Annotated in this window: 13 protein-coding genes; 11 read left to right on the top strand and 2 right to left on the bottom strand. The window is 57.8% G+C overall.

The features are described 5' to 3' along the window. The first annotated feature begins 196 nt into the window (after positions 1-196). Together JYB85_RS08310 and JYB85_RS08305 are read left to right on the top strand one after the other, a co-directional pair. A complete protein-coding gene (locus JYB85_RS08310) occupies positions 197-1,189 on the top strand; it encodes an ABC transporter substrate-binding protein (RefSeq protein WP_207381808.1) in 993 nt (330 codons plus the stop codon). Then, positions 1,186-2,514, top strand: a complete 1,329-nt coding sequence (locus JYB85_RS08305; protein ID WP_207381807.1) for a diguanylate cyclase domain-containing protein — start codon at positions 1,186-1,188, stop codon at positions 2,512-2,514. The genes JYB85_RS08310 and JYB85_RS08305 overlap by 4 nt, the downstream gene beginning before the upstream one ends. A gap of 1 nt (position 2,515) precedes the next feature. On the opposite strand, the gene msrQ is transcribed toward JYB85_RS08305, so the two are convergent. Then, the gene (gene msrQ, locus JYB85_RS08300) at positions 2,516-3,124 is read right to left on the bottom strand and encodes a protein-methionine-sulfoxide reductase heme-binding subunit MsrQ (RefSeq protein ID WP_207382011.1); all 609 of its coding nucleotides are present in this window, start codon (positions 3,122-3,124) and stop codon (positions 2,516-2,518) included. Further along, positions 3,121-4,143 carry a protein-methionine-sulfoxide reductase catalytic subunit MsrP gene (msrP, locus tag JYB85_RS08295; RefSeq protein ID WP_207381806.1) on the bottom strand — a complete coding sequence of 341 codons (1,023 nt, stop codon included), beginning with the start codon at positions 4,141-4,143 and terminating at the stop codon, positions 3,121-3,123. The genes msrQ and msrP overlap by 4 nt, the downstream gene beginning before the upstream one ends. Before the next feature lie 178 nt (positions 4,144-4,321). On the opposite strand from msrP, the gene rmuC reads away from it, so the two are divergent. From rmuC to recD, 9 genes are all read left to right on the top strand, one after another. After that, a complete protein-coding gene (rmuC, locus tag JYB85_RS08290; protein WP_207381805.1) occupies positions 4,322-5,800 on the top strand; it encodes a DNA recombination protein RmuC in 1,479 nt (492 codons plus the stop codon). Positions 5,801-5,884: 84 nt separating this feature from the next. Further along, positions 5,885-7,798: a transglycosylase SLT domain-containing protein gene (locus JYB85_RS08285; RefSeq protein WP_207381804.1), complete on the top strand. Its 1,914-nt coding sequence runs from the start codon at positions 5,885-5,887 to the stop codon at positions 7,796-7,798. 98 nt (positions 7,799-7,896) lie between these two features. Then, positions 7,897-8,610, top strand: a complete 714-nt coding sequence (locus JYB85_RS08280) for an EAL domain-containing protein (RefSeq protein ID WP_207381803.1) — start codon at positions 7,897-7,899, stop codon at positions 8,608-8,610. A gap of 70 nt (positions 8,611-8,680) precedes the next feature. Further along, positions 8,681-9,607: an AAA family ATPase gene (locus tag JYB85_RS08275; protein WP_207322895.1), complete on the top strand. Its 927-nt coding sequence runs from the start codon at positions 8,681-8,683 to the stop codon at positions 9,605-9,607. A gap of 2 nt (positions 9,608-9,609) precedes the next feature. Continuing rightward, a complete protein-coding gene (locus JYB85_RS08270; protein ID WP_207381802.1) occupies positions 9,610-10,566 on the top strand; it encodes a DUF58 domain-containing protein in 957 nt (318 codons plus the stop codon). Then, positions 10,563-12,581 carry a transglutaminase TgpA family protein gene (locus JYB85_RS08265; protein WP_207381801.1) on the top strand — a complete coding sequence of 673 codons (2,019 nt, stop codon included), beginning with the start codon at positions 10,563-10,565 and terminating at the stop codon, positions 12,579-12,581. The genes JYB85_RS08270 and JYB85_RS08265 overlap by 4 nt, the downstream gene beginning before the upstream one ends. 84 nt (positions 12,582-12,665) lie before the next feature. Further along, positions 12,666-16,172, top strand: a complete 3,507-nt coding sequence (recC, locus tag JYB85_RS08260; protein WP_207381800.1) for an exodeoxyribonuclease V subunit gamma — start codon at positions 12,666-12,668, stop codon at positions 16,170-16,172. Then, entirely contained in the window at positions 16,169-19,714 is a 3,546-nt protein-coding gene (gene recB, locus JYB85_RS08255; RefSeq protein ID WP_207381799.1) for an exodeoxyribonuclease V subunit beta, read from the top strand. Before recC ends, recB begins: the two co-directional genes overlap by 4 nt. After that, the gene (gene recD / locus JYB85_RS08250) at positions 19,711-21,612 is read left to right on the top strand and encodes an exodeoxyribonuclease V subunit alpha (protein ID WP_207381798.1); all 1,902 of its coding nucleotides are present in this window, start codon (positions 19,711-19,713) and stop codon (positions 21,610-21,612) included. The genes recB and recD overlap by 4 nt, the downstream gene beginning before the upstream one ends. Positions 21,613-21,617: the final 5 nt, after the last annotated feature.

Raw genomic sequence — 21,617 nt, 5'->3', positions numbered from 1 at the left:
AAAAGGCGAACATTGTTAATGAAAGGCTTGCCCAAGGCAGGCCTTCTTTATCATCTTTTCGTCCTGCGATGTCTTACCTCCCCTGCGCTCACTGGCATTCCCTTCACCAAAGATAAAATCTTACCGCTGTCATGGTAAGCGATAGAAAACCCACTACACTTTAGTCTACCCCAGCCAACAAACTATTGAATTGGGAATGAAAAAAACGCTGATCCCCGGTTGTCTCCTGATTCTGGCCACAATCGCAGTGCTCTGGTGGAACCGACCCATTACCGGGCATCAGGTGCAGACTGTCAGGATTGCGATATCCACCACCCCCTTATCTGCGCCCCTGATCCTAGCGAGCCATCTCGGGCTATTTGACGCCCAGGATCTCAGGGTCGAGCTGTTGCCCGTTCGCGGCGGCAATAAAACCTTTGACATGATGATCAATGATGATGTGGATATGGCCACCAGCTCCGAGTCTGTGGTCATGTTCAATGCCTTCAATCGGGACGACTTCAGTGTCCTGGCAAGCTTTGCCACATCCAACAATGATGTGAAACTGATCAGCCTCAAACAACCGGGGCAGACATCGGTACCGGATTTGGTGGGTAAACGCGTTGGCGTGGTGAGTGGCAGTGCCAGCGAGTTTTTCCTCTACTCATTCAGCATTCTGTCGGGGGAGTCATCGCCGGGGGTAGTGATTGGATACGAGGCCATTGAGGAGCTGGCACCGGCGCTGCTGGCGGGTGATGTGGATGCCGTTTCCATCTGGGAACCCCATGCTTTCCAACTATTGGACTCCCTCGGCGACAGGGGATTCCATTTTCCCGCCAGAGGCTACTACAACCTTTCATTTAATCTGTTGGCCAAACGCGACACTGCCATCAGTCCGCAGATACAAGCTCGGGTCCTGAGGGCACTGGAGCAAGCCATTCAATACATTAACGATAATCCCGAGTTATCCCGAAAGACGGTCGGCGAATATCTGCAGCTTTCGGACGATGAGTTGAAACACACCTGGCCTGATTATGTTTTCAGTCTGACGCTGGACAATACCCTGATTGCAAACATGCTGATCCAGGCCCATTGGGCGACCCAGTCAGGCTACACCAGCATTCTTCAAGTTCCAGATTTCAGAAGATTTGTCGACAGCAGAGCATTATCGGCGTTAGACCAACCCCATACACCGGGAGACGGCCTATGACCATCTCCAGCCGCCTTAAGACCATGGTGCTGTTTTCCGCCACCATTATTGCCCTGGTGTTACTGTCGTTACTGCGCATCGGCCAACTGCACAGTCAGGACTATCGGCATCAGATGCAGGTGCAAAAGGTACAGCAAGAGGTGGATGCACTGCGCAGCCAGCTGTGGCAGCTGCAACAATATCAGGACATGGATGCCATCAATGGCGCCATCAGGCTCAGCCAATCCATTGCCGCTGAACTCGCCGTCATGCAGGGCTTTGGCTACAACCTGCGCCACGAAATGATCAATAACATCATCAAGAAAAACGATGATCTCAACACCCTGTTGCAGCTTTATTTAAGACATGGTCAAGACACTGCATCCATGTCCATCACCAGTCCGCAGGGCATGTTGCACGCGAGGTTCAACACAGGTATCCAGGCCATCGACGAAGAGTTAATGCGTTACCGCAGGCTGCATATGGATTACGCGGCAGTCAATCAACGCAATTTACTCTTTATCGCCGGTACCCTGTTGGTGCTGGCAAGCCTGATCCTGACCCTGTTTACCTTCAGCACCCTGACCCAATTCCGCCATAGCCTGCAATCCCTGGACAGCGGCATAGATGCCATGGCCGATGGCGATCTTGCCAATCCGGTCAAAACCTACAACAAGGATGAAATAGGTGACATAGTCAGTCATTTCAACTACATGAAACACATGCTCAATCAGACCACCATCAAGCGCGATGAGTTGCAGCGGGAAGTGGAACGCCAAACCCGGGAGCTGAGAAACCAGAAAGAGCAGCTGAGATTCCTCGCCGAACACGATGAGTTGACCCAGGTTCATAGCCGCTATGCCTTCAAGCAACTGACGGAGCAGGCACTGATGCGGCTCGAATGCAATGGTGGTCGCGGTGCACTCTTGTTTGTGGATTTGGATCAATTCAAACCCATCAACGACATGTATGGTCACGGCGTTGGCGATATAGTGCTCAGGACCATGGCCGAGCGGCTGCAACACTCGGTGCGTCGTTCGGACATCGTCGGCCGTTACGGTGGCGATGAATTCGTGATTTGGCTCGATGATCTGCAAAACGACGAAGAACTCACCAAGGTCATAGACAAGATCTTGCAGCAGCTACACCAGGCCGTCAGCATAGACAATCTGCAACTGCTGCTGAACCTCAGCATAGGCGTGGCCTGGTACCCCAGAGATGGTAAGGATCTGGAATCACTGCTGGAGGTGGGCGACTCCCACATGTACAAGGCCAAACGCAGCCAGGCCGACGACGAGCGACCCGGAAAAATCCACGGACTGCCTCACCCCGATTGCCAGGATTGAGTCACGCCGTAATAGACAACCAGCGCATCAACCGATCGCGACGCAAGTAAAGCAAGAGTATAAAAGCGCCCAGGTAGATGGATGGCTCAATGATTTCCGATTTCACCGACCAGAAATAATGCACCGGACCCAGCATGGCCGCCAGATAAACCCAATTATGCAATTGCTGCCAGCGTCGCCCCATCTTTCGCTGCGCGGCCTTGAATGAGGTCAGCGCCAGCGCCGTCAGGATCAGCAGTCCACTGGCACCGACCACCAGATAGGGCCTCTTGACGACTTCAGATAACAGCAGCGACCAGGCAAACAGCAGATCGAGACTGAGGAATGCCAGCAAATGCAGCACACCGAAGGCAAAACACCAGAGCCCCAACAGGCGCCGACACTGGATCAACAGTGGCCACTTGAGCCGGCGGGCCAGCGGTGAGACGCACAGGGTCGCCGCCAACGCATTGAGGGTGCCCTTGCCCGTGTAATGAATAATAAATTGCACCGGATCGCCGCCGGCATTATCTGTCATCACCAGAATAATCAGCCAGCACAGGGGCAAGGCGCAAGCAAGATGCAATAGGGCCTTGAGCCAGGGAAGTTGTTTTGGCGTCAGCCGCATCAGAAATGTGTCCTCAGATCCAGTCCCCGATACAGCTCGGCGACATAGTCACCATATCCGTTGAACATTCGGGTTGGGATCCGCTCGGCGGAGAACAAGCCACCGGGACCGATGCGGCGCTCACTGGCCTGGGACCAGCGGGGATGATCCACTTGCGGATTCACATTGGCGTAAAAACCGTACTCGTGGGGCACCAGGCGATTCCAACTGGTGGGCGGCTGCTTGGCAAGCACGCGGATTTTCACTATGGACTTGATGCTCTTGAAGCCGTACTTCCAGGGCACCACCAATCGAATCGGCGCGCCGTTTTGCGGTGGCAATGTCTTGCCATAGAGCCCAACAGACATCAGCGTCAATTCATTCATGGCCTCGGCCAGGGTCAGGCCCTCCACATAGGGGTAATGAATGCCGCCGCCCATCAAACGGTTCTTTTGTCCCGGCATTTGCTCGGGGTCAAACAGGGTTTCAAAGGCCACATGTGTCGCTCCGCTCTTGACCCCGGCCTCCTTCAGCAGCGCTGCCAGTGGGAAGCCCACCCAGGGCACCACCATGGACCAGGCCTCAACACAGCGCAGACGGTAGATGCGCTCCTCCAGGGGATATCGGCGTAACAGATCGTCAAAACCCAGGGTCAGTGGCTTGTCCACCAAACCCTCGATCTTCAGTTGCCAGGGGTCGACCTGCATGCCCTGACTATTGGCGGCGGGATCTTGTTTGCCGGTGCCGAACTCATAAAAATTATTGTGTCGTATCACCTTGGTTTCCGGCGTTAATGCTTCATCTGTGACAAAGCCGCTTGCCTTGGCGTACTCCAGCGCCTGAGTGCTGAACTCCTTCGGCTTGCTGTCACCAAACAAATCCAATATGCCGGCATGCACCTGGCCCGGTAAACTGGCGCCCACGGCGCCCATACCCAAAGCCTTGATAAGTGCCCGTCTTTCACGAAACACGGCTTCCGGTGTCACCGCGGCTTCAGATTCCTGCCACTGTGCCCGTGTCAGTATTCCGCGGCTGAATGTCATTTTCTTCATCCCTACGACCCACAATTACGACCTGTGACAATAAGACAGCATAAAACCCAAAATGCTTTCAGTCGTATTTACATTTGCACAAGTCTTGCCCGTTTGGTGAGCCCGTGCTTGAAGCCCAATTGCCGACATGCCATGCTGGCAACCGGGTTTTGACTTATTCGGATTTTCCATGGCTTTCAGCGCACTTGACTTCAGTATTCCCCAATGGATTGCCATCGCCGCCCTGTCCTTTCTTACGCTGCTTTTGGGTGCCTTGCTCAACCAAAGATTGACCCGCAGCCGTTGGGAAATGTTCAGCGAACGTCAGCAACTGCAATGGGCTGAACGGGAAGAACTGCTCAATCAGGAATTGGGCGCCTGCAGGCAACAACTGGAGCAAGCCCGCCACAAGCTTGAGTTGCTGCACCAAAGCTATGGCCAGGCCAAGGCTGAAGCCGAGCGGATACCTGCACTGGAACAGGAGGTGGCGGACAACCGCCGCCGCCTGATGGAATGCCAATTGGCCCTGTCCAAATCCAATGCGATGCAGCAAACCCTGAGCGCCAAATTCGATGCCGAAAAACAGGCACTCGCGGACAAGCTGCAGTTGCTTGAAAATGCCGAGACCCGGCTGAATCAGCAATTTGAAAACCTTGCCAACAAAATTTTCGAAGACAAGGCAAACCAATTCCAAGGCCAGAATAATCAGCAGCTCAACGCATTGCTGGGGCCCTTTAAGCAACAACTTGAAGGATTCAGGCAACAAATCAATGAATCCTACTCACGGGAACAGAGCGAGCGCAGCGCCCTCAAACACCAATTGGAAACCCTCAAAGAACTCAATCTGCGTATGAGTCAGGATGCCATTAACCTGACCAATGCGCTCAAAGGGGACAATAAGCAGCAAGGCAATTGGGGGGAAGTGATACTGGAGCGGGTTCTCAGCGAAAGCGGCTTGCGTGAAGGTCACGAATATCATACCCAGGCACAGCATAAAGATGACAAAGGCAAGTTGTTCAAGCCCGACGTGGTGGTGCACCTGCCCGGCAACAAGGACGTGGTGATCGATGCCAAGATGTCTCTGCTGGCCTATGAGCGTTGTTTCAACGCCAGCGACGAGGACAGCCGCCAGGCGGCCCTGAAGGAGCATGTGCAATCGGTGCGCAATCATATCAAGGGGCTCAGCCTGAAAGATTATCAGCAATTGCACGGACTCCAGAGCCTGGACTATGTGCTAATGTTCATCCCGGTAGAACCGGCATTTTTGCTGGCACTGGAGCAGGATCCGACCCTGGTGAATTACGCACTGGAACACAATATCATGCTGGCCAGCCCCACCAATCTGCTGGTGGCGCTGAGGACAATTCACAATATCTGGCGCTATGAGTACCAGAATCAACATGCCCAGCAGATAGCCAAAGCGGCCGGCCGGATCTATGACAAATTGTGCGGCTTTTTGGATGACATGGACAAATTGGGTCGAACCCTGGAAAGTTCACAGAAAAGCTTTCAGACCGCCATGGGCAAGTTGGTGAGCGGTAAAGGCAATTTGGTTCGTCAGGCACACCAGATGCGCGAGCTTGGGGTGGAGACCAGTAAGCAATTGGAACGCGCCCTGTTGGAAAAGGCCTTGGATGACACGCTGGAGACCATGCAGCCGCCCGAGTAGTTTTGCAGCCCGATTGCTGCGAAACCGAAACGCCTGCTCATCTGGCGGGCACTTAAAGGCACTACTACGGGAGAAAGTCCCATCATGCTGAAGCAGTTTTTTGGCATTCTGATCACCCTGGCACTGGCCGCGCCTGCCACAGCAGCACAGGCAGCAACGCCGCTGACCCAGCAACAAACCGATTTCCTTGCCGCCGAAAAAGCCTTGGCGGCGGGAAAAAGACAAGATTACCAGCAGCTGCGCCAAAAGCTGGACAGCTATCCACTGGCCGTTTATCTCGACTATGACGCCAGGGTTGACCACTGGTTACAACTGCCCGCCACCAAGCTTAGCCCTGAGCTTGAACTGGTCAAGGACACGCCGCTCCTGGCCCGTGCCCGCCACAGGTACCTGCGCCGGGCCGGCACTGAGCGCCGCTGGCAGGACTTTCTGGCTTTGAGTCCAAACCTGCCCAAAGACGTGGTGCTGCAGTGTAATTTCTATCAGGCCCAGTTGCACCAGGGTGACAAGCAGGTGGCATTCCAGGGTGCCAGGGAGCTGTGGCTTTACGGCTATTCCCGCCCCAAGGAATGCGATCCCCTGTTTGCTGCCTGGGTAAAAGCCGGCCACCGCACCCAGGAAATGATCTGGCAACGTATGTTCCTGGCCTTTGAGGCGGGTGAAGGTTCCCTGCTGAGCTTCCTGGCCAAAAAGGTCACCAGGCACCATAAAGAAGCCCAGCGCTTGTTGGATATCTACCGGGATCCACGCAACTTACGGCATCTGGAGCGCTGGCAGGACAAGGCTCAGGTGACCGCGGATATGGTTGCAGCAGGACTCAGGCGCCTGTCTTACCGGGATCTCAAGGAAGCCGTGTCCCTGTTTCAGCGCTACGAAAATGCCAAGCGCTTCAATCCGCTCACCAGTCGCCAACTGCAGCGCCATTTAAGCCGCCGCATTTTGCTGCGCCAGGAGCTGGAGCTGCAAAGTTTCGCCGATGCCCTGTTGCCGCAGCTGGTTTCCGACGATCTGGTGGAAATGCGCCTGCGCTGGGCATTGAGGGACAATGATCCTGAGGCCCTTAAACGCTTTTTACCTTTGCTGAGCAGTGAAGGTGCCGCCGAGCCTCGCTGGCAGTACTGGCTTGCCGTCAATACCGAGGATAAGACCGAATCAAATCGGCTGCTGTCGGAACTGGTGAAGCAACGCAGCTTTTATGGTTTCCGGGCGGCCGCATTGTTAAACCAAAACATTAATCTGGAAGATATCCCCACGGCCGCTGCAGAGCCTGAGGCGGATTTGGATGGGACACCGGCACTCGCCAGGATCACCGAATTGCTGGCGCTCGGCCGCCTGCAGGAAGCCCGCAGTGAATGGCTGTTGTTGCTCGGGCGTCAATCACAGGAACGCCAGGGCCATTTTGGACGCCTGGCCATGGACCGGGGCTGGGATTTCCTGGCGGTGGATGCCTCTATCCAGGCCAAGCTTTGGGACGATATGGCCATGCGCTTCCCCACTGCCGAACTGAAGCAGTTTGAGCGCCATGCCAAGGGTCAGGGGGTGGACATAGCCGAACTGATGGCCATTGCACGACGGGAAAGTGCCTTCTACCCCCTGGCGAACTCCTCCGTGGGTGCCCGTGGCTTGATGCAACTGATGCCGGCCACCGCCGCGCAAACGGCCAAACGCCATAACATCCGATATCAACGGATTGAGCAGCTGTACGATCCGTCCACCAACATCGCCCTCGGCAGCGCCTATTACAACAGTCTGCTGAAGCGATACAAGAACAACCGGATTTTTGCGACTGCGGCCTACAACGCCGGTCCGGAACGGGTAGATGCCTGGCGCAAACGCACCAAAGGAGAACTGGATGCAATGGCGTTCATCGAGTCGATTCCGTTCAGGGAAACCCGGGAATATGTCCAGGCGGTATTCAGTTACAGGATGATATATCAGCATCGCAGCGGTAAAGACACACCGCTGTTCAGCACAGTGGAGCTGCAATCCGGTTACTGACAGTACGCTGTTTCTTTCGCCTGTTGGTACGGGGACGATTGATCTTCCCGGGTAAATGCGAATAATTGGCATTTACCCGGGAAATTTGGAATGCGGCAATGACGACCAGGCTATTGATGGGATGCGAATATCAGGCGCTGGTGGATACCATCAGCGGCGATACCCTTGGCTATGAAGCGCTGGCGCGTTTTCAAACCCTTGAGGGGCAGGCCGTGGCCCCCAACAGCCTGTTTGAACGGCTGCACCACAATCCTGCGCAACTGGCCAGGGTTGAACTGGCCGCCAAAGCCTGCCAGCTCAGGCACGCCCCCCTTGCAGACAAGCTGTTTCTCAATATCGATCCCCACAGCCTGCAGGGACTGGATGATGACTGGTTCGAGGCGCTGGCACAGCGCGGCAATATCACCATAGAGCTGATTGAAAATACCTGCATCAATGACGCTGTCATAGCCACTGAGTTGGCGCACAGGCTTCAGCATCACGGCATCAGGGTGGCATTGGATGACGCCGGTGCGCCCCATGCCCTTCTCAGTCTGCCTTTGCTGGCACAGGTTGATTGCATCAAGTTCGATCGCCACTGGCTGGATCTGCTGCAGGACGACTGTCAGCGTACATTATTTGAGCACCTGCTGGGCTTTGCCAGGGAAACCGGCAAAACCACAGTACTGGAAGGCATTGAAACCCAGGAACAGCTGACTCTGGCGCGCAGATTGGGACTCGATATGGTGCAGGGATTCCTGTTCCGTGAGCGATTTATCAGGCAAATTCCGGATACGCCGCTGGAGCTGAATTTCCAGGCCCAGCCGGATTAATTGGTTGGCCGGGTTTGCATCGGCAGCGATTTTGCCAGAGGATAGAAAGACCAGTCTGGAGGAGTTTATTATGGCCGATCGGCAAAGCGGTACAGCACATCTCGAAATTCAGGCCATCAAGGATCAACTCAACAAGGTACTGCTGGGCAAGGCAGAACAAATTCGCCTGGCACTTGCCTGCATTCTCGCCCGAGGCCATCTGCTTATCGAAGATCTTCCCGGCATGGGCAAAACCAGCCTGTCCCATGCCATGGCCATCAGCCTGGGGCTCAGCTACCAGAGGATCCAGTTCACCAGCGACATGTTACCGGCGGACATTCTCGGGGTATCCATTTTCGACAAGCAGGAAAATCAATTCGTCTTTCATCCCGGCCCGGTTTTCCGGCAAATGGTGTTGGCCGATGAAATCAACCGCGCCAGTCCCAAGACCCAAAGTGCCCTGCTTGAAGCCATGGCCGAAGGTCAAATCACAGTGGATGGCAACACCCATTTCCTGCCCCGCCCCTTTTTCGTGATAGCCACCCAAAACCCTACCGAGCAATCGGGAACCTTTCCGCTGCCGGAGTCCCAACTCGATAGATTCATGATGCGCATTTCCATCGGTTACCCCGCCAAGGAAGCTGAAATGGCCATGTTGCGCCAAACCCAGATAGCCCAGGACAAACTGGTGCAGTGCATCAGCCCCAGCAGCCTGGTCAGTCTGCAACAGGCGGTGGATGAGGTCAGTGCCTCCGATGCCCTGCTCAACTACATTTTGGCACTGGTAACGGCATCAAGAAGTCACAGCGAAGGTTATGGCCTGTCACCCAGGGCCACCAAGGCGCTGTTGCAGGCCGCCAAGGCCTGGGCCTTCCTCGATGGCCGCCATTATCTGGTGCCCGAAGATGTTCAGGCGGTGTTTGTCGCCGTCGCCCAACACAGGATCCGCGCCAGCAGTCAACTGCAGGGCCAGACCTTGGCCGAAACCCTGTTGTCTCAGGTTAATCCCATAGGCTAGCCATGGCACTCAGCTTACCGGAGCGCTTACGGCGCCGATTCGATGCATTCCTTGCCCGGCGCCTGCCACCGGCCAGCAGTCAGGAGCTGTCCCATAAAAGCATCTTTATCTTCCCCAGCGGTTTCGGCTTCGCCTGGTTGGGCTTGGTATTGCTGCTGTACCTGTTTGGTACCAACTATCAAAACAATCTGGTGATTGGCCTCGCCCTGGTGTTGTTGAGCCTGTTTTTAAGCTGCATTATCTACAGTTTTCGCAATCTTGCCGGCCTTAACCTGAGCCGAATGCCACCGCCACACATCTATGCCGGCGAAACCCTGGCCCTGCCCATGGAGCTGACGTCGTCCCATGGTGCCATGGCCGTCAACCTGAGCTATCCCGGCAATGAGGTGGTGGTGTGTGATTGCGGCAAAGAGCCCCAAAAAGTATTGGTGCCGGTTAAAACCCGCAAGCGCGGCCTGTTGCGTCCCGGACGACTGCTGGTGGAATCCCGCTATCCCCTGGGGCTGCTGCGTACCTGGTCCTGGCTTGATATGGACGTAGCGCATCCGGTGTTTGCCTCGCCACTGCCCGCCCCTGTGCATCTGGGTGCCGACAGCGATGCCGCAAGCAGCAGTGACCTTGGAAAGCACGTGGCGGGCGTGGACGAATTTGCCGGGCTGCGCAGCTATGTTCCGGGTGAGTCACTGCAACGGGTTGCCTGGAAACAGTTGGCCCAGGGACGGGGCATGTTAAGCAAGGATTTTGCCGAGCCCCAGGGCCTACCCCAATGGCTGGCACTTCCTGCCAACGAGCCATTGGAAACGGCCCTGTCCCAGTTGGCCTGGCAGGTAGATGAACTGACCCGGAGCAAGCAAATTTTCGGCCTGCGTTTGGGTGACACAGTGATGGAGCCGGCTCTGGGGGAGCAACACAGGATCGGCTGCCAATTGACCATAGCCCTTTATCCGGAGCGGCCATGAAAACCCTGGGCACGGAAGTCATAGCCAGGCACAGCCTGCGTTGGTTGTTGGTGGCCCAAATTGGTTTGCTGCTGCCACTGGTAGATAATGCCACCCCATGGAGCCTGGGGATCTGTGCCATCTGTTTCGTATGGCGTCTGGGTATATATCTCGGCAAGGTCGCCAAGCCCCCCCGAGCCCTGGTAACCACCCTGGGGATAGGCTCCGCTGTAACCCTGGGGCTAATCGCGAAAGAAATCGGCTTGCTCAATGCGCTGATTAATCTTCTGTTGCTGGGTTATTCACTGAAATTTATTGAAATACGCAACCGGCGCGATGTCCGCGTGGTGGTACTTGCCGGTTATTTTCTGATTGCGCTCAATTTCATTGACAGTCAAAGCATACTGAATGCCGCCTTTATCCTGCTGCTTACCGGGGTCAACACTTCGGTGCTGCTGACCTTGTATCACAATCGCTTAAGTCTCAGGGAACCACTGGCATTCAAGATGCTGCTGCAAAGCCTGCCGCTGGCACTGCTATTGTTTCTGGTACTCCCCCGACTCGCTCCCCTGTGGCTGGTACCACAGTTAAAAACCGGCCAAACCGGCCTCAGCGACACAGTCAATCCCGGCGATATAGCCAAGTTAACCAAATCCGATGCCCTGGCGTTCCGGGCAACCTTTGAGGGCCAGATCCCGGCCAACCCGCAGCTTTACTGGCGAGCCCTGGTACTGGAAAACTACGATGGCCGCCAATGGCGCCTGGCACCGGAAGCCAGAAAGTTGCAAAAGGATGCCCCCTTCCTGCCGCCCGTTCGCGAAGCCAACAAGGGCACAAGCCTGGATTATGAGATCATTGCCGAGGCGAGCCGCGAGCATTGGCTTTTCGGCCTGGATGTAGCCTATTCCCCAACCCAGGGCGTCAGCAACCTGCCGGATTTCAGCCTCTATGCCCACCGTTCCCTGGAGGGGCGTTTCCATTATCAAGTCAGTTCAGTGGCCTCTGCCGCCATGGATCCGCGCTTGGGTCTTGGGGTGAAGCAGCGCAACCTTGCCCTGCCACAAGACAGTAATCCCCGCACATTGGCATTGGCGCAGCAGTTCCAGGAACAGTATCCGGCCCCAAACGCCAGGCTTGACGCCATGATGAACTTGTTCAACAAGGAAGCCTTTTTTTACACCCTGACTCCACCCACCCTGGGCGAAGAACAGATAGATGATTTCCTGTTTAACACCCGGCGCGGGTTTTGCGCCCATTATGCCTCCGCATTGGTGTTCCTGGCCCGGGCTACAGGGATTCCTGCCCGCATGGTCACGGGCTATCAGGGCGGTGAGTTCAACAGTGTCGGCGGTTACCTCAGCGTCTATCAGTATATGGCCCATGCCTGGGTTGAAGTTTGGCTTGAAGGCCGTGGTTGGCAGCGGCTGGATCCCACCGCCATGATAGCGCCATCCCGGATCCTTGATGGCTTTGACGCCACATTCAACCCGGATGAGGCCTATCTGCAAAATTCTCCCCTGAGTCCGTTGAATCTGAAGCAATATCCCTGGCTCAATGAATTAAGGCTGAGGATGGCCAGCCTGGATTACTACTGGAGCCTGTGGGTACTGGGTTTTGACGGTGATCGTCAGCGGCAACTGCTGTCCAACCTGCTGGGCGGTTTTTCCATTGCCCGCCTGGCATTGCTGGTATTGATAGGGCTGGGGGGTATTTTGCTGTTGGTGGCCTGGCAGGCCGGACTGCTGCGCCTGCCAAAGAAGAAAGACCCGCTGCTGGCCGCCTTTACTGCATTGGAGCAGAGCCTGGCTAAGCGGGGGCTGAAACGGGGCCAGGGCGAAGGGCCGCGTGACTATTGCGATCGGGCCATCAGTGCCTTCCCGTCGATGGCCGACGATCTCAAAGCCTGGCAGCAGCTGTTCCTGCGGCTCAGATACGGCCCGGCACTGCCACGGGGATACCATCAATCGCTGCGCAAACTCAAGCGTGACACCCGGCGGCTGCGGCTGCGGCTCAGAAACGCACAGCTCAATTCCTGAGCCAGGCTTTGCGCGGCGGTTGAATGCGTTAAGTCAGTCACTTAGAATGATTTTTCAAATTTTTTATCTCACTGGCCGGGGCTTATGTTCAGACTCATTCATTCCAACCAGATGGAAGTGCTGTCTTCGCGGCTTGCGGATCTGGTGCGCTTCCCTGCCCCCGGCAGCCCGCCCCTTGGCGAAGAGCAGATCCTGGTGCAAAGCCCGGGTATGGCCACCTGGCTCAGATTGGAACTGGCGGCCCACAATGGCATAGCGGCGGCCCTGGCCTTCCCTCTGCCTTCGAGTTTCATTTGGTCCCTGTGCCATACCCTGCTGCCCGAGGTGCCCATGGACAACGCCTTCACCAAGGAGGCCATGACCTGGAAGCTGATGCAATTACTGCCGGGGTTGTTGGATGCCGACACCCAGGGCTTGTATCAACCCCTCGGGCACTATTTGGCCGCAGCGGACACGCAGGATAAGGCCACTGAGCAGACTAGCCAGCCGCTCAAGCTGTATCAACTGGCGGGGCGCATCGCCGACATCTTTGACCAATATCTGGTGTACCGCCCGGACTGGATCCTGGCCTGGGAAAGTGGCGAGGATAATCCGTTGCCCGATGGCCAGTCCCTGCCGCAAAGCGCCCTCTGGCAACCGGCGCTGTGGCGCCAATTACAGGCCTTCAACAATGAGCACCTGCGCCAAAGTCGCTGGCACAGGGCCAATCTGCATCAGAGTCTGCTGGAGGCCCTGGCCGATCCCAATACCTCCCTGGCCGGACTGCCCAAGCGGCTGTTTGTCTTTGGCATCTCGTCAATGGCGCCCCAAACGTTGGAGGTGCTGCACGCCCTTGCCGGGCGCATAGATGTGCTGATGTTTAATCTCAGTCCCTGTCGCCAATACTGGGGCGATATAGTGGACCCGCGCCAGCGGGCCCGTCTGGCGCTGAAGTACGGTGAAAACAAACTCTTGCCCGAGCATTGGGAAGACAGTCTGGAGGTGGGTAACCCGCTGCTGGCGGCCAACGGCAAAATGGGCCGCGAGCTGCTCGATCTTATCCTCAGCTTACCGGAGCAACACCTGGATACGGATGAAGCCCTTTATGTGGAACCGGGTCAGGATTGCCTGTTGCACCTGCTGCAACAGGATATTCTGGAGATGCAAATTCTGGACGATGAACCGCTGGGGCCGGATCTGCACCTGTACCAGCAGGCCGCCAAACGCCGGCCCTTGCGCCCGGATGACAGCTCCCTTTGCATCCGCAGTTGCCACAGTCCCCTCAGGGAAGTGGAAACCCTGCATGATCATTTGCTGGCACTCTTAGCCGCCGATGAAGGCTTAACGGCCAAGGACATAGTGGTGATGCTGCCGGATGTCGCCGCCTACGCTCCCTACATAGATGCGGTCTTTTCCTCCCGCCGCGGCGATCATGCCATTCCCTACGCCATTGCCGACAGGGGCGCCCGCGAAGAATCCCCCCTGGTCAACAGCTTTTTGACCGCCCTGGACCTGGATAACAGCCGTTTTGGTTTGTCGGATATCCTTGGGATGCTGGAAGTACCGGCGGTGATGGCCAGGTGGCGTCTGGATGAGGATGAACTGGCACGAATTCGCCAATGGCTGCGCGATGCCGGGGTACGCTGGGGGCGCGACGGAGCCAGTCGTGAGCGCCTGGCGCTGCCGGCCTTTGACAAGCATTCATGGGCCTTCGGGGTACGCCGCCTTATCCTGGGCTACGCGCTGGGAGATGACAGCGAGCTGTATCTGGGCAATCTGCCCATGTCCGGCATTGAAGGCCAGCAGGCACAGGCGCTCGGTAAGCTTTTGGACTTTATCGAGATGCTCGACGAATTTCGCCTGTCCATGGCCAAGCAAGCCAGGGCGCCAGAGCGTCTTGCTCTGCTGGCCGGATTGTTGGAGCAACTGTACCAGGACAGCGACGACAGCCGCGACGATCTGCAGCTCATCCGTGAATGCCTGGGTAAGCTCTCGGACAACCTCAGCGGCAGTGGTTTTGACCAGGAGCTGCCATTGGCGGTCATGGCCCAGTACTTCCGCTCTGAGCTGGGTCAGTCACGGGTGGGACAAAGATTCCTCGCCGGCGCGGTCAATTTCTGTACCCTGATGCCGATGCGCTCCATTCCCTTCCAGGTGGTGTGCCTGCTCGGAATGAACGATGGTCTGTACCCCAGGGTGCAGCATCCCGTGGGATTCGACCTGATGGCCCAACTTGGCCCCAGACGGGGCGACCGCTCCCGCCGTTTGGATGACAGATACCTGTTCCTCGAAGCCCTGTTGTCCGCCAGGCGCCAGTGCTACATCAGCTTTATCGGTCACAGCGAGCGCGATAACAGCGAACGCCTGCCGTCCATGCTGGTGTCGGAGCTGCTGGATTGCTGCGAACTGAGCGTGCGCCCGGCACATCTGCCACTGCCCGAAGTCGATGACGACCAAATTGCCAGCGATTTTGCCGACCGCTGCAGTACCGAACTCAGGCGCATGCTGGTGTGGCGTCAACCGCTGCAGCCCTTTGATGAGCGCCTGTACCGGGCCGATGACCAGTCGCTGACCCCCAGCTTTTCACCCCAGTGGTATCCACAGGCCTTAGCCACGGCTGAGGACAGGCAGCCCTTTGTCGACATCCAGCTCACGGCGGACGCCGATGAATGGGCCGACGCCCTGCCGCTCGCCGCGCTAATACGTTTTTACCGTGACAGCAGCCGTTTCTATTGCCAGCGGCGCCTCAAGCTGGATCTGCGCCTGGATCTGGAACAACAGGAAGACGAGGAGCCCTTTGCCCTTAACGCCCTGGAACGCTACCAGTTGCAGCTGCTGCTGATGGACACGGCACTGACCGTGGATGAAGAGCAGGCCCCCGAAGCGCTGGCAGATCTTGGCATGCGCCTCGGCGCCTCAGGTCAATTGCCGATGGCGCCCTTTGATGGTTTGCTGCTGACGGATTTCAGCCGCGATGTGGCACCGGCCATCGAGCGCTGCCGCTTTTTGTTCGCCGATGCCGAACCGGACACCCTGACCCTGGAGCTCATTTTGCCCTCGGGTCAAAAACTCAGTGGCCGAATCGATCGCCTCTACCCCAAGGGCATGGTCAATTTTCGTCCCGGTACCGCCAAGGCCAAGGATCTGTTGGCGTTGTATTTAAGGCACCTGTGTCTGTGTGCTGCCGGCAGAAGCGCCCCCTCCTTCTTGTTGGATTCCGGGCATTTCCACAGCCTAAGCCCACTGCTGCCGGAAATGGCATTAACGCTGCTGGATAATCTGGTGGCCCATTACCGCCATGCCGCGACAGTGCCTCTGGCCTTTTTCCCCAGCTGCTCCCTGGAATACGCCCAGGCCGAGGGCGATCATGAGACCCGGCTTGCGGCCGTGGCCCCCATCTGGCTCGATGAGCAAGGGGGGGAAGAGCGCGGTGAAGGTACCGAGCCCCACAACCGGCGACTGTTCCGCTTTCCCGATGACTTCAGCGAAGCCGGTTTCGGCCAACTGGCGCTGAATGTCTACACGCCGCTGCTGGCCCTGTTCCACAAGGACAAGCTGGCCGCGCTGGGCGATTTCGTCCGCGTCGGACCCACCACTGGAGCCACAGTATGAGCGCCGCAAGCAGCCAAACCCTGGACGCCCTCAACCTGCCACTGCACGGCACCCGGCTTATTGAGGCCAGCGCCGGCACCGGCAAGACCTACACCATAGCCAACCTGTACCTGCGGTTGTTGCTCGGACTGGGGGAGCAAGGGGCCAGCGAAACCCCGTTGAAGGTAGATGAGATTTTGGTGGTGACCTTTACCAATGCCGCCACCAGTGAACTCAGGGACAGGATCCGTCGCCGCATTCAGCAGGCCTTCCGGGCGTTTCTGGGCCTTCGCATCAAGGATGGCTTTATTGAGGCGCTGCTAGACGGGGTTGCCGAGCAAGACAGACCCATGGCGCTCAGGCGCCTCGACGCGGCGCTCAAGGGACTCGACGAGGCGGCCATCTATACCATTCACGGCTTTTGCCAGCGGGTGCTGGCGGATATGGCCTTTGAATCTGCGCTGCTGTTTGAGTCCGAGTTCACCCTGGATGACAGCGAATATCTGCAACGGGCGGTGCGCGACTTCTGGCGTGCCCATTGCTACGGCATGGCCCCTGAGCTGGCGGCCTTAATCCGCGCAAAATTTGAAAGCCCGGATGCCCTGATGGCGGCCCTGAGACCCTTGCTCGGCGCCCAGGACGCGGTCCCGGCCCAATCACCGGCCCCCTTTGAGCAGGCCGCCCAAGATCTCAGCCAGGGATTGGCCCGTATGCGCCTGTCCTGGCCAAGGGACAGGGATGCCACCCTGGCGCTGTTAACCGAACTGCCGCTCAATGGCACCAGCTATGGCAAACAGGCCGACGGCTATCCCAAGCTGGCCGACATGTTTTTGGATATGGATAACTGGTGCCGTTTCGGCAGCGGCCTGCCTCCGGCAAAGGTGCTTTCAGCGCTGGCCCTTGGCAACATCAAACTCAACAAGGGCGGCAGCCTGCCCTCGCCCCAGCAAGCACCACTGCTGGCGCAGATTGAGGCTTTGGCACACACAGCAGAGCAATTGCTGCCGGCCTTTCTGGTGACGGCCCGGGAGGAAATCCGTCTGCGTTTCCATGCCCTTAAGCGCCAACAGCAACTGCTGAGCCCGGACGATCTGCTGCTGACCCTGGCAGGCGCCCTCGACGGTGAAGACCAGACCCTGGCATCCGTGCTCAGGCGCCGTTTCCCCATTGCCCTTATCGATGAATTCCAGGATACGGATCCGCTGCAGTTCGCCATTTTCAGCACCATCTATCCCGAAGGCCGTTTGTTGATGATTGGCGATCCCAAACAGGCCATTTACGCCTTCCGTGGCGGTGATATTCACACTTACCTCAAGGCCCGTGCCACCACCACAGCCCAATATCATCTGGGCACCAACTACCGCTCCGCCGAATCCATGGTGGCTGGGGTCAATCGGCTGTTCCAGGCCAGGGAAGATGCCTTTATCGATGCCGCCATTCCCTTTGACGCCGTTGACAGCCAGGCCCGCGGCGAGGACAAAAGCCTTAAGGTTGGGGGCCACACAGCGCCGGGACTGCAGCTGCGCCTGCTGGCAGAGGACCCTGTCATGGGGCTGAACAAGACAGATGCCAGGGCGAGGCTTGCCGAAGATGCCGCCGCCGAGATCTGCCGCCTGCTGACCCTGGCCGCAAACCGTGAGGCACAGATAGTCAAAGAGTCAAAGGAACAACCCCTGTTGGCGCGGGATATCGCCGTGCTGGTCAGGGACAGGAACGAGGCCGCCGTAATGCGTGATGCCCTCGCCAAAAGACGCATAGGCGCCGTATTCCTCAGCCGCGACAGCGTGTTCGATACCCTTGAGGCCAGGGAGCTGGCGCTGGTGCTGTTGGCGCTGGCAAAGCCCAGGGATGAGCAGGCTATCCGCGCGGCCATGGCAACCGAGCTTTGGGGCGGCCGCGCCAGCGACATTCATGGCTTCAACGTCGATGAAGACAAACGGGCTGCGCTACTGGAGCAATTTGCCAATCTGCACCTGCTGTGGCAACGCCAGGGGGTGATGCCGGCACTGATGCAATTGGCCACGGAAACCGGCTTGCTGGAACGTCTCAAGGGCCATGAAAACGCCGAGCGACGGCTGACGGATATACGCCATCTGTCGGAATTGCTGCAACAGAAAGCCAGCGAGCTGGACGGTATGGCGGCCCTGCTGCACTGGTACGAACAGGAACTGTGCCAGGCCAGCGGCGGCGAAGAGCAGCAGCTGCGACTGGAAAGCGAACAAAACCTGGTGCAGATAGTCACCATACACAAGAGCAAGGGCCTGGAATACGGCGTCTGCTTTATCCCCTTTATCAGCCTGGCACGGGATCAAAGCCGCAAGCCCAACCCCTTGCTGTATCACTCAGACAAGGGCCTGTGTTGGGATCTCGGCGGCAGCGATGAGGCCTTTGAGCGCTGGAAGCAGGAACAGCTGGCCGAAGATCTGCGCCTGCTGTACGTGGCCCTCACCCGCCCCGTGTACCGCTGTTACCTTTACATAGCCAACCACAGTCGCATGTTGAAGGCCGGCCTTAAAAGCCATCTGCATCAGACCGCCATCGGCTATTGCCTCGGCATAGACAATGAGGACTGCGACAGTCAACTGTTGGCGGCAAAGGCCAAGGCGCTTGCCGGCGATATCATGGCGCTGGAATGGGTTGCAGCCGAAGCAGACAACCGCGTGCTGCCAACGACCGAGCACCAGGGCAGCGAGCTGCTGCTGCGAAAGCCCCGTACCAGAGACGCAGTGCGCTGGCGCGTCGGCAGCTACTCGGCCCTGGTCAAGGACAGCAGCCATGGCAGCAAGCCGGGGGCCGCCGATGAGCACTATGATGTGCTCGAATCCCTGCCATCCCCCCGGACCACAGAGACCAGCCTTGACCGCTTTGGTTTTGATCGCGGCGCCAATGCCGGCAGTTTTATGCACCTGGTATTGGAGCTGTTCGACTTCACCCGCGCCGATACCGAGCTGGAAACCGCGCTGACCAAGGCCATGGCCCAATACGGCATCGCCGACCACTGGTTCAATATGCTCAAAGACTGGTACCTGTCACTGCTGCAAGCACCGCTCGATGGCGGGCAATTGACCCTGTCACGTTTGGCTCCAGCCGACAAACTGGTGGAAATGGAATTTTACCTGCCGGTCATGGGGCTCAATCCCGATAAACTGTCGACCCTGCTTGGCCGCTACGGCTATGGCAGCCAATACGGTTTTGACACCTTGTGCGGCATGCTGAAAGGCTTTATCGATTTGGTGTTCTGCCATGGTGGCCGCTTCTATGTGGCCGATTACAAATCCAACCATCTCGGTCATGATTTTTCCTGCTACGACAGACAGACGATGGCCAGTGCCATTCGCGATCACCATTACGATCTTCAATACCTGCTGTACAGCCTGGCCCTGCATCGCTTCCTTAGCCAGCGGCTGCCGGACTATGACTATGAGCGGGATTTCGGCGGTGTGTATTATCTGTTCCTGCGCGGTATGCATGCCACCGAGCCCGGCAAGGGCATCTTTTACGACAGGCCACCCAAGGCACTGATCGAGGAGTTGGATAAGATGTTCACAGGAGAGCCAGGATGATCCTCACTTGCCCTATCCCCATGGCGCAGCAGCTCAAAGTCTGGCAGCAACAGGGACTGCTGGAGCCACTCAATCGGCACTTTGCCCTGGAACTGACACGGCTGCACGGGGATGATTCCCCTCTGGGTTTACTGTGCTGCGCCCTGGTGAGCCGTAATCTCAGTGCCCAGAACAGCTGCCTGCTGTTATCGGATCTCGACTTGCAAAATCCCCTCGGTGAGCGCCATCCCTCGGTATCCATCAACACCGACCTGCCCGGACTGCTTCAGGCCATAGCGGCCCTGCCCATGGTGGCGGCCCCCGGGGACAGGATCACCAAACCCTTGGTGCTGGACGGTGACAGGCTCTATCTCAAGCGTTACCACAGCTATGAAGTGAGTGTGGCCAACACCCTGCTGAGCCTCAGTCGTGAGCAGCAGCCCCTCTCCGAGCAGACGGCTCAACTACTCGGAGCCCTGTTTCCCGACGCCACTGACTATCGTGCTGACAACGACACTGCGCCGGATTGGCAAAAAATTGCCGTCGCCACCGCCTGTCGCCAGAAACTCACGGTCATCACCGGCGGACCGGGTACGGGCAAGACCACCACAGTGACCAAACTTTTGCTGTTATTGCTGGCGGTTGAACCCGAATTAAGGATCCGCATGGTGGCCCCCACAGGCAAGGCGGCAGCGCGTTTGAGTGAGTCCATCAAGGCCTCCAAGCAGCGTCTGGGCAGCAGTCTGGATCCCGCCGTCATCAGCCCGCAGCAGGTGGCCGCCCTGCCGGAGGACGCCGCCACCTTGCACCGCCTGCTGGGGGTAATTCCGGGTTCACACAAATTCCGCCACCATGGCGACAATCCGCTGGAGCTGGATCTGCTGCTGATAGACGAAGCCTCCATGGTGGATCTGCCCATGATGCACCGCCTGCTGGATGCCCTGCCGCCCAAGGCGCGGCTGATTTTGCTGGGCGATCAGGACCAGCTGGCCTCGGTGGAAGCCGGCGCCGTGCTGGCGGACATCTGCCAGGGCATCAGCCAAGGGTCGAGGGTGAGCCGCGAGCAAGCAGCCATACTGGAGCAGCTGACCGGATACCCGTTCAGTCCCACGGAAAACGCCGGACTTGGCGATAACCTGTGCCGATTGTGGCACAGCCACAGATTCAGCGGCGATGCCGGCATAGGTCGTTTGGCCAAGGCCGTCAACGAGGGTGACAATCAGGCGGTCACCCAGGTATGGCAGCAGGGTTATCGGGAGCTGAGCTGGCTTGGCCACGACGCCGGCAAGGGATTGGAGCAGCTGTTGCAGCTGGCTGTGTCCCGATACCGCGACTATCTCGAAGCCATGGTTCGGGGCGAAAGCGCCGACGCCATCATAGCCCAGTACAACCGCTTCCGGGTGCTGTGCGCCATGCGTGCCGGTGACTTCGGCGTTGAAGGCATCAACCGCCTGCTGACCGCCCGTCTGGCCCGGGAACGGCTGATAGTGCCCAACCAGGAGTTTTACGCCGGACGCCCCATCATCATTGGCAGCAACGACTATGGCCTGGGGCTGTTTAACGGCGACATAGGCATTATTCTGCCCCAGGGGCCGGACAAGCGCCTGCTGGCTTGTTTCGTGCAAAGCGACGGCAGCCTGCTCAAGGTGTTGCCGGCGAGATTGCCAAGCCACGAAAGTTGTTTCGCCATGACGGTACACAAGAGCCAGGGCAGCGAATTTGAACAGGTGGCTCTGGTGCTGCCACCGGACCCGTCTCCGGGCCAGCAGCAACTCATCAGCCGGGAACTGGTTTACACCGCCATCACCCGTGCCAAGGATGCCTTCTGCTGCCTTGGCACTGAAGCCCTGTTTGCTGCCGCCGTGGCGCGGCCCACCCGCCGCGCATCCGGCCTGGCCGCCAGGTTGTGGGGCAGCTAAAACAA

Origin of the sequence: Shewanella sedimentimangrovi (genome assembly GCF_017354965.1) — a bacterium.
Classification (GTDB): Bacteria; Pseudomonadota; Gammaproteobacteria; order Enterobacterales; family Shewanellaceae; genus Shewanella; species Shewanella cyperi.
Note: the sequence above shows the minus strand (reverse complement) of the source record. Positions and strands in the feature narration are given on the sequence as shown.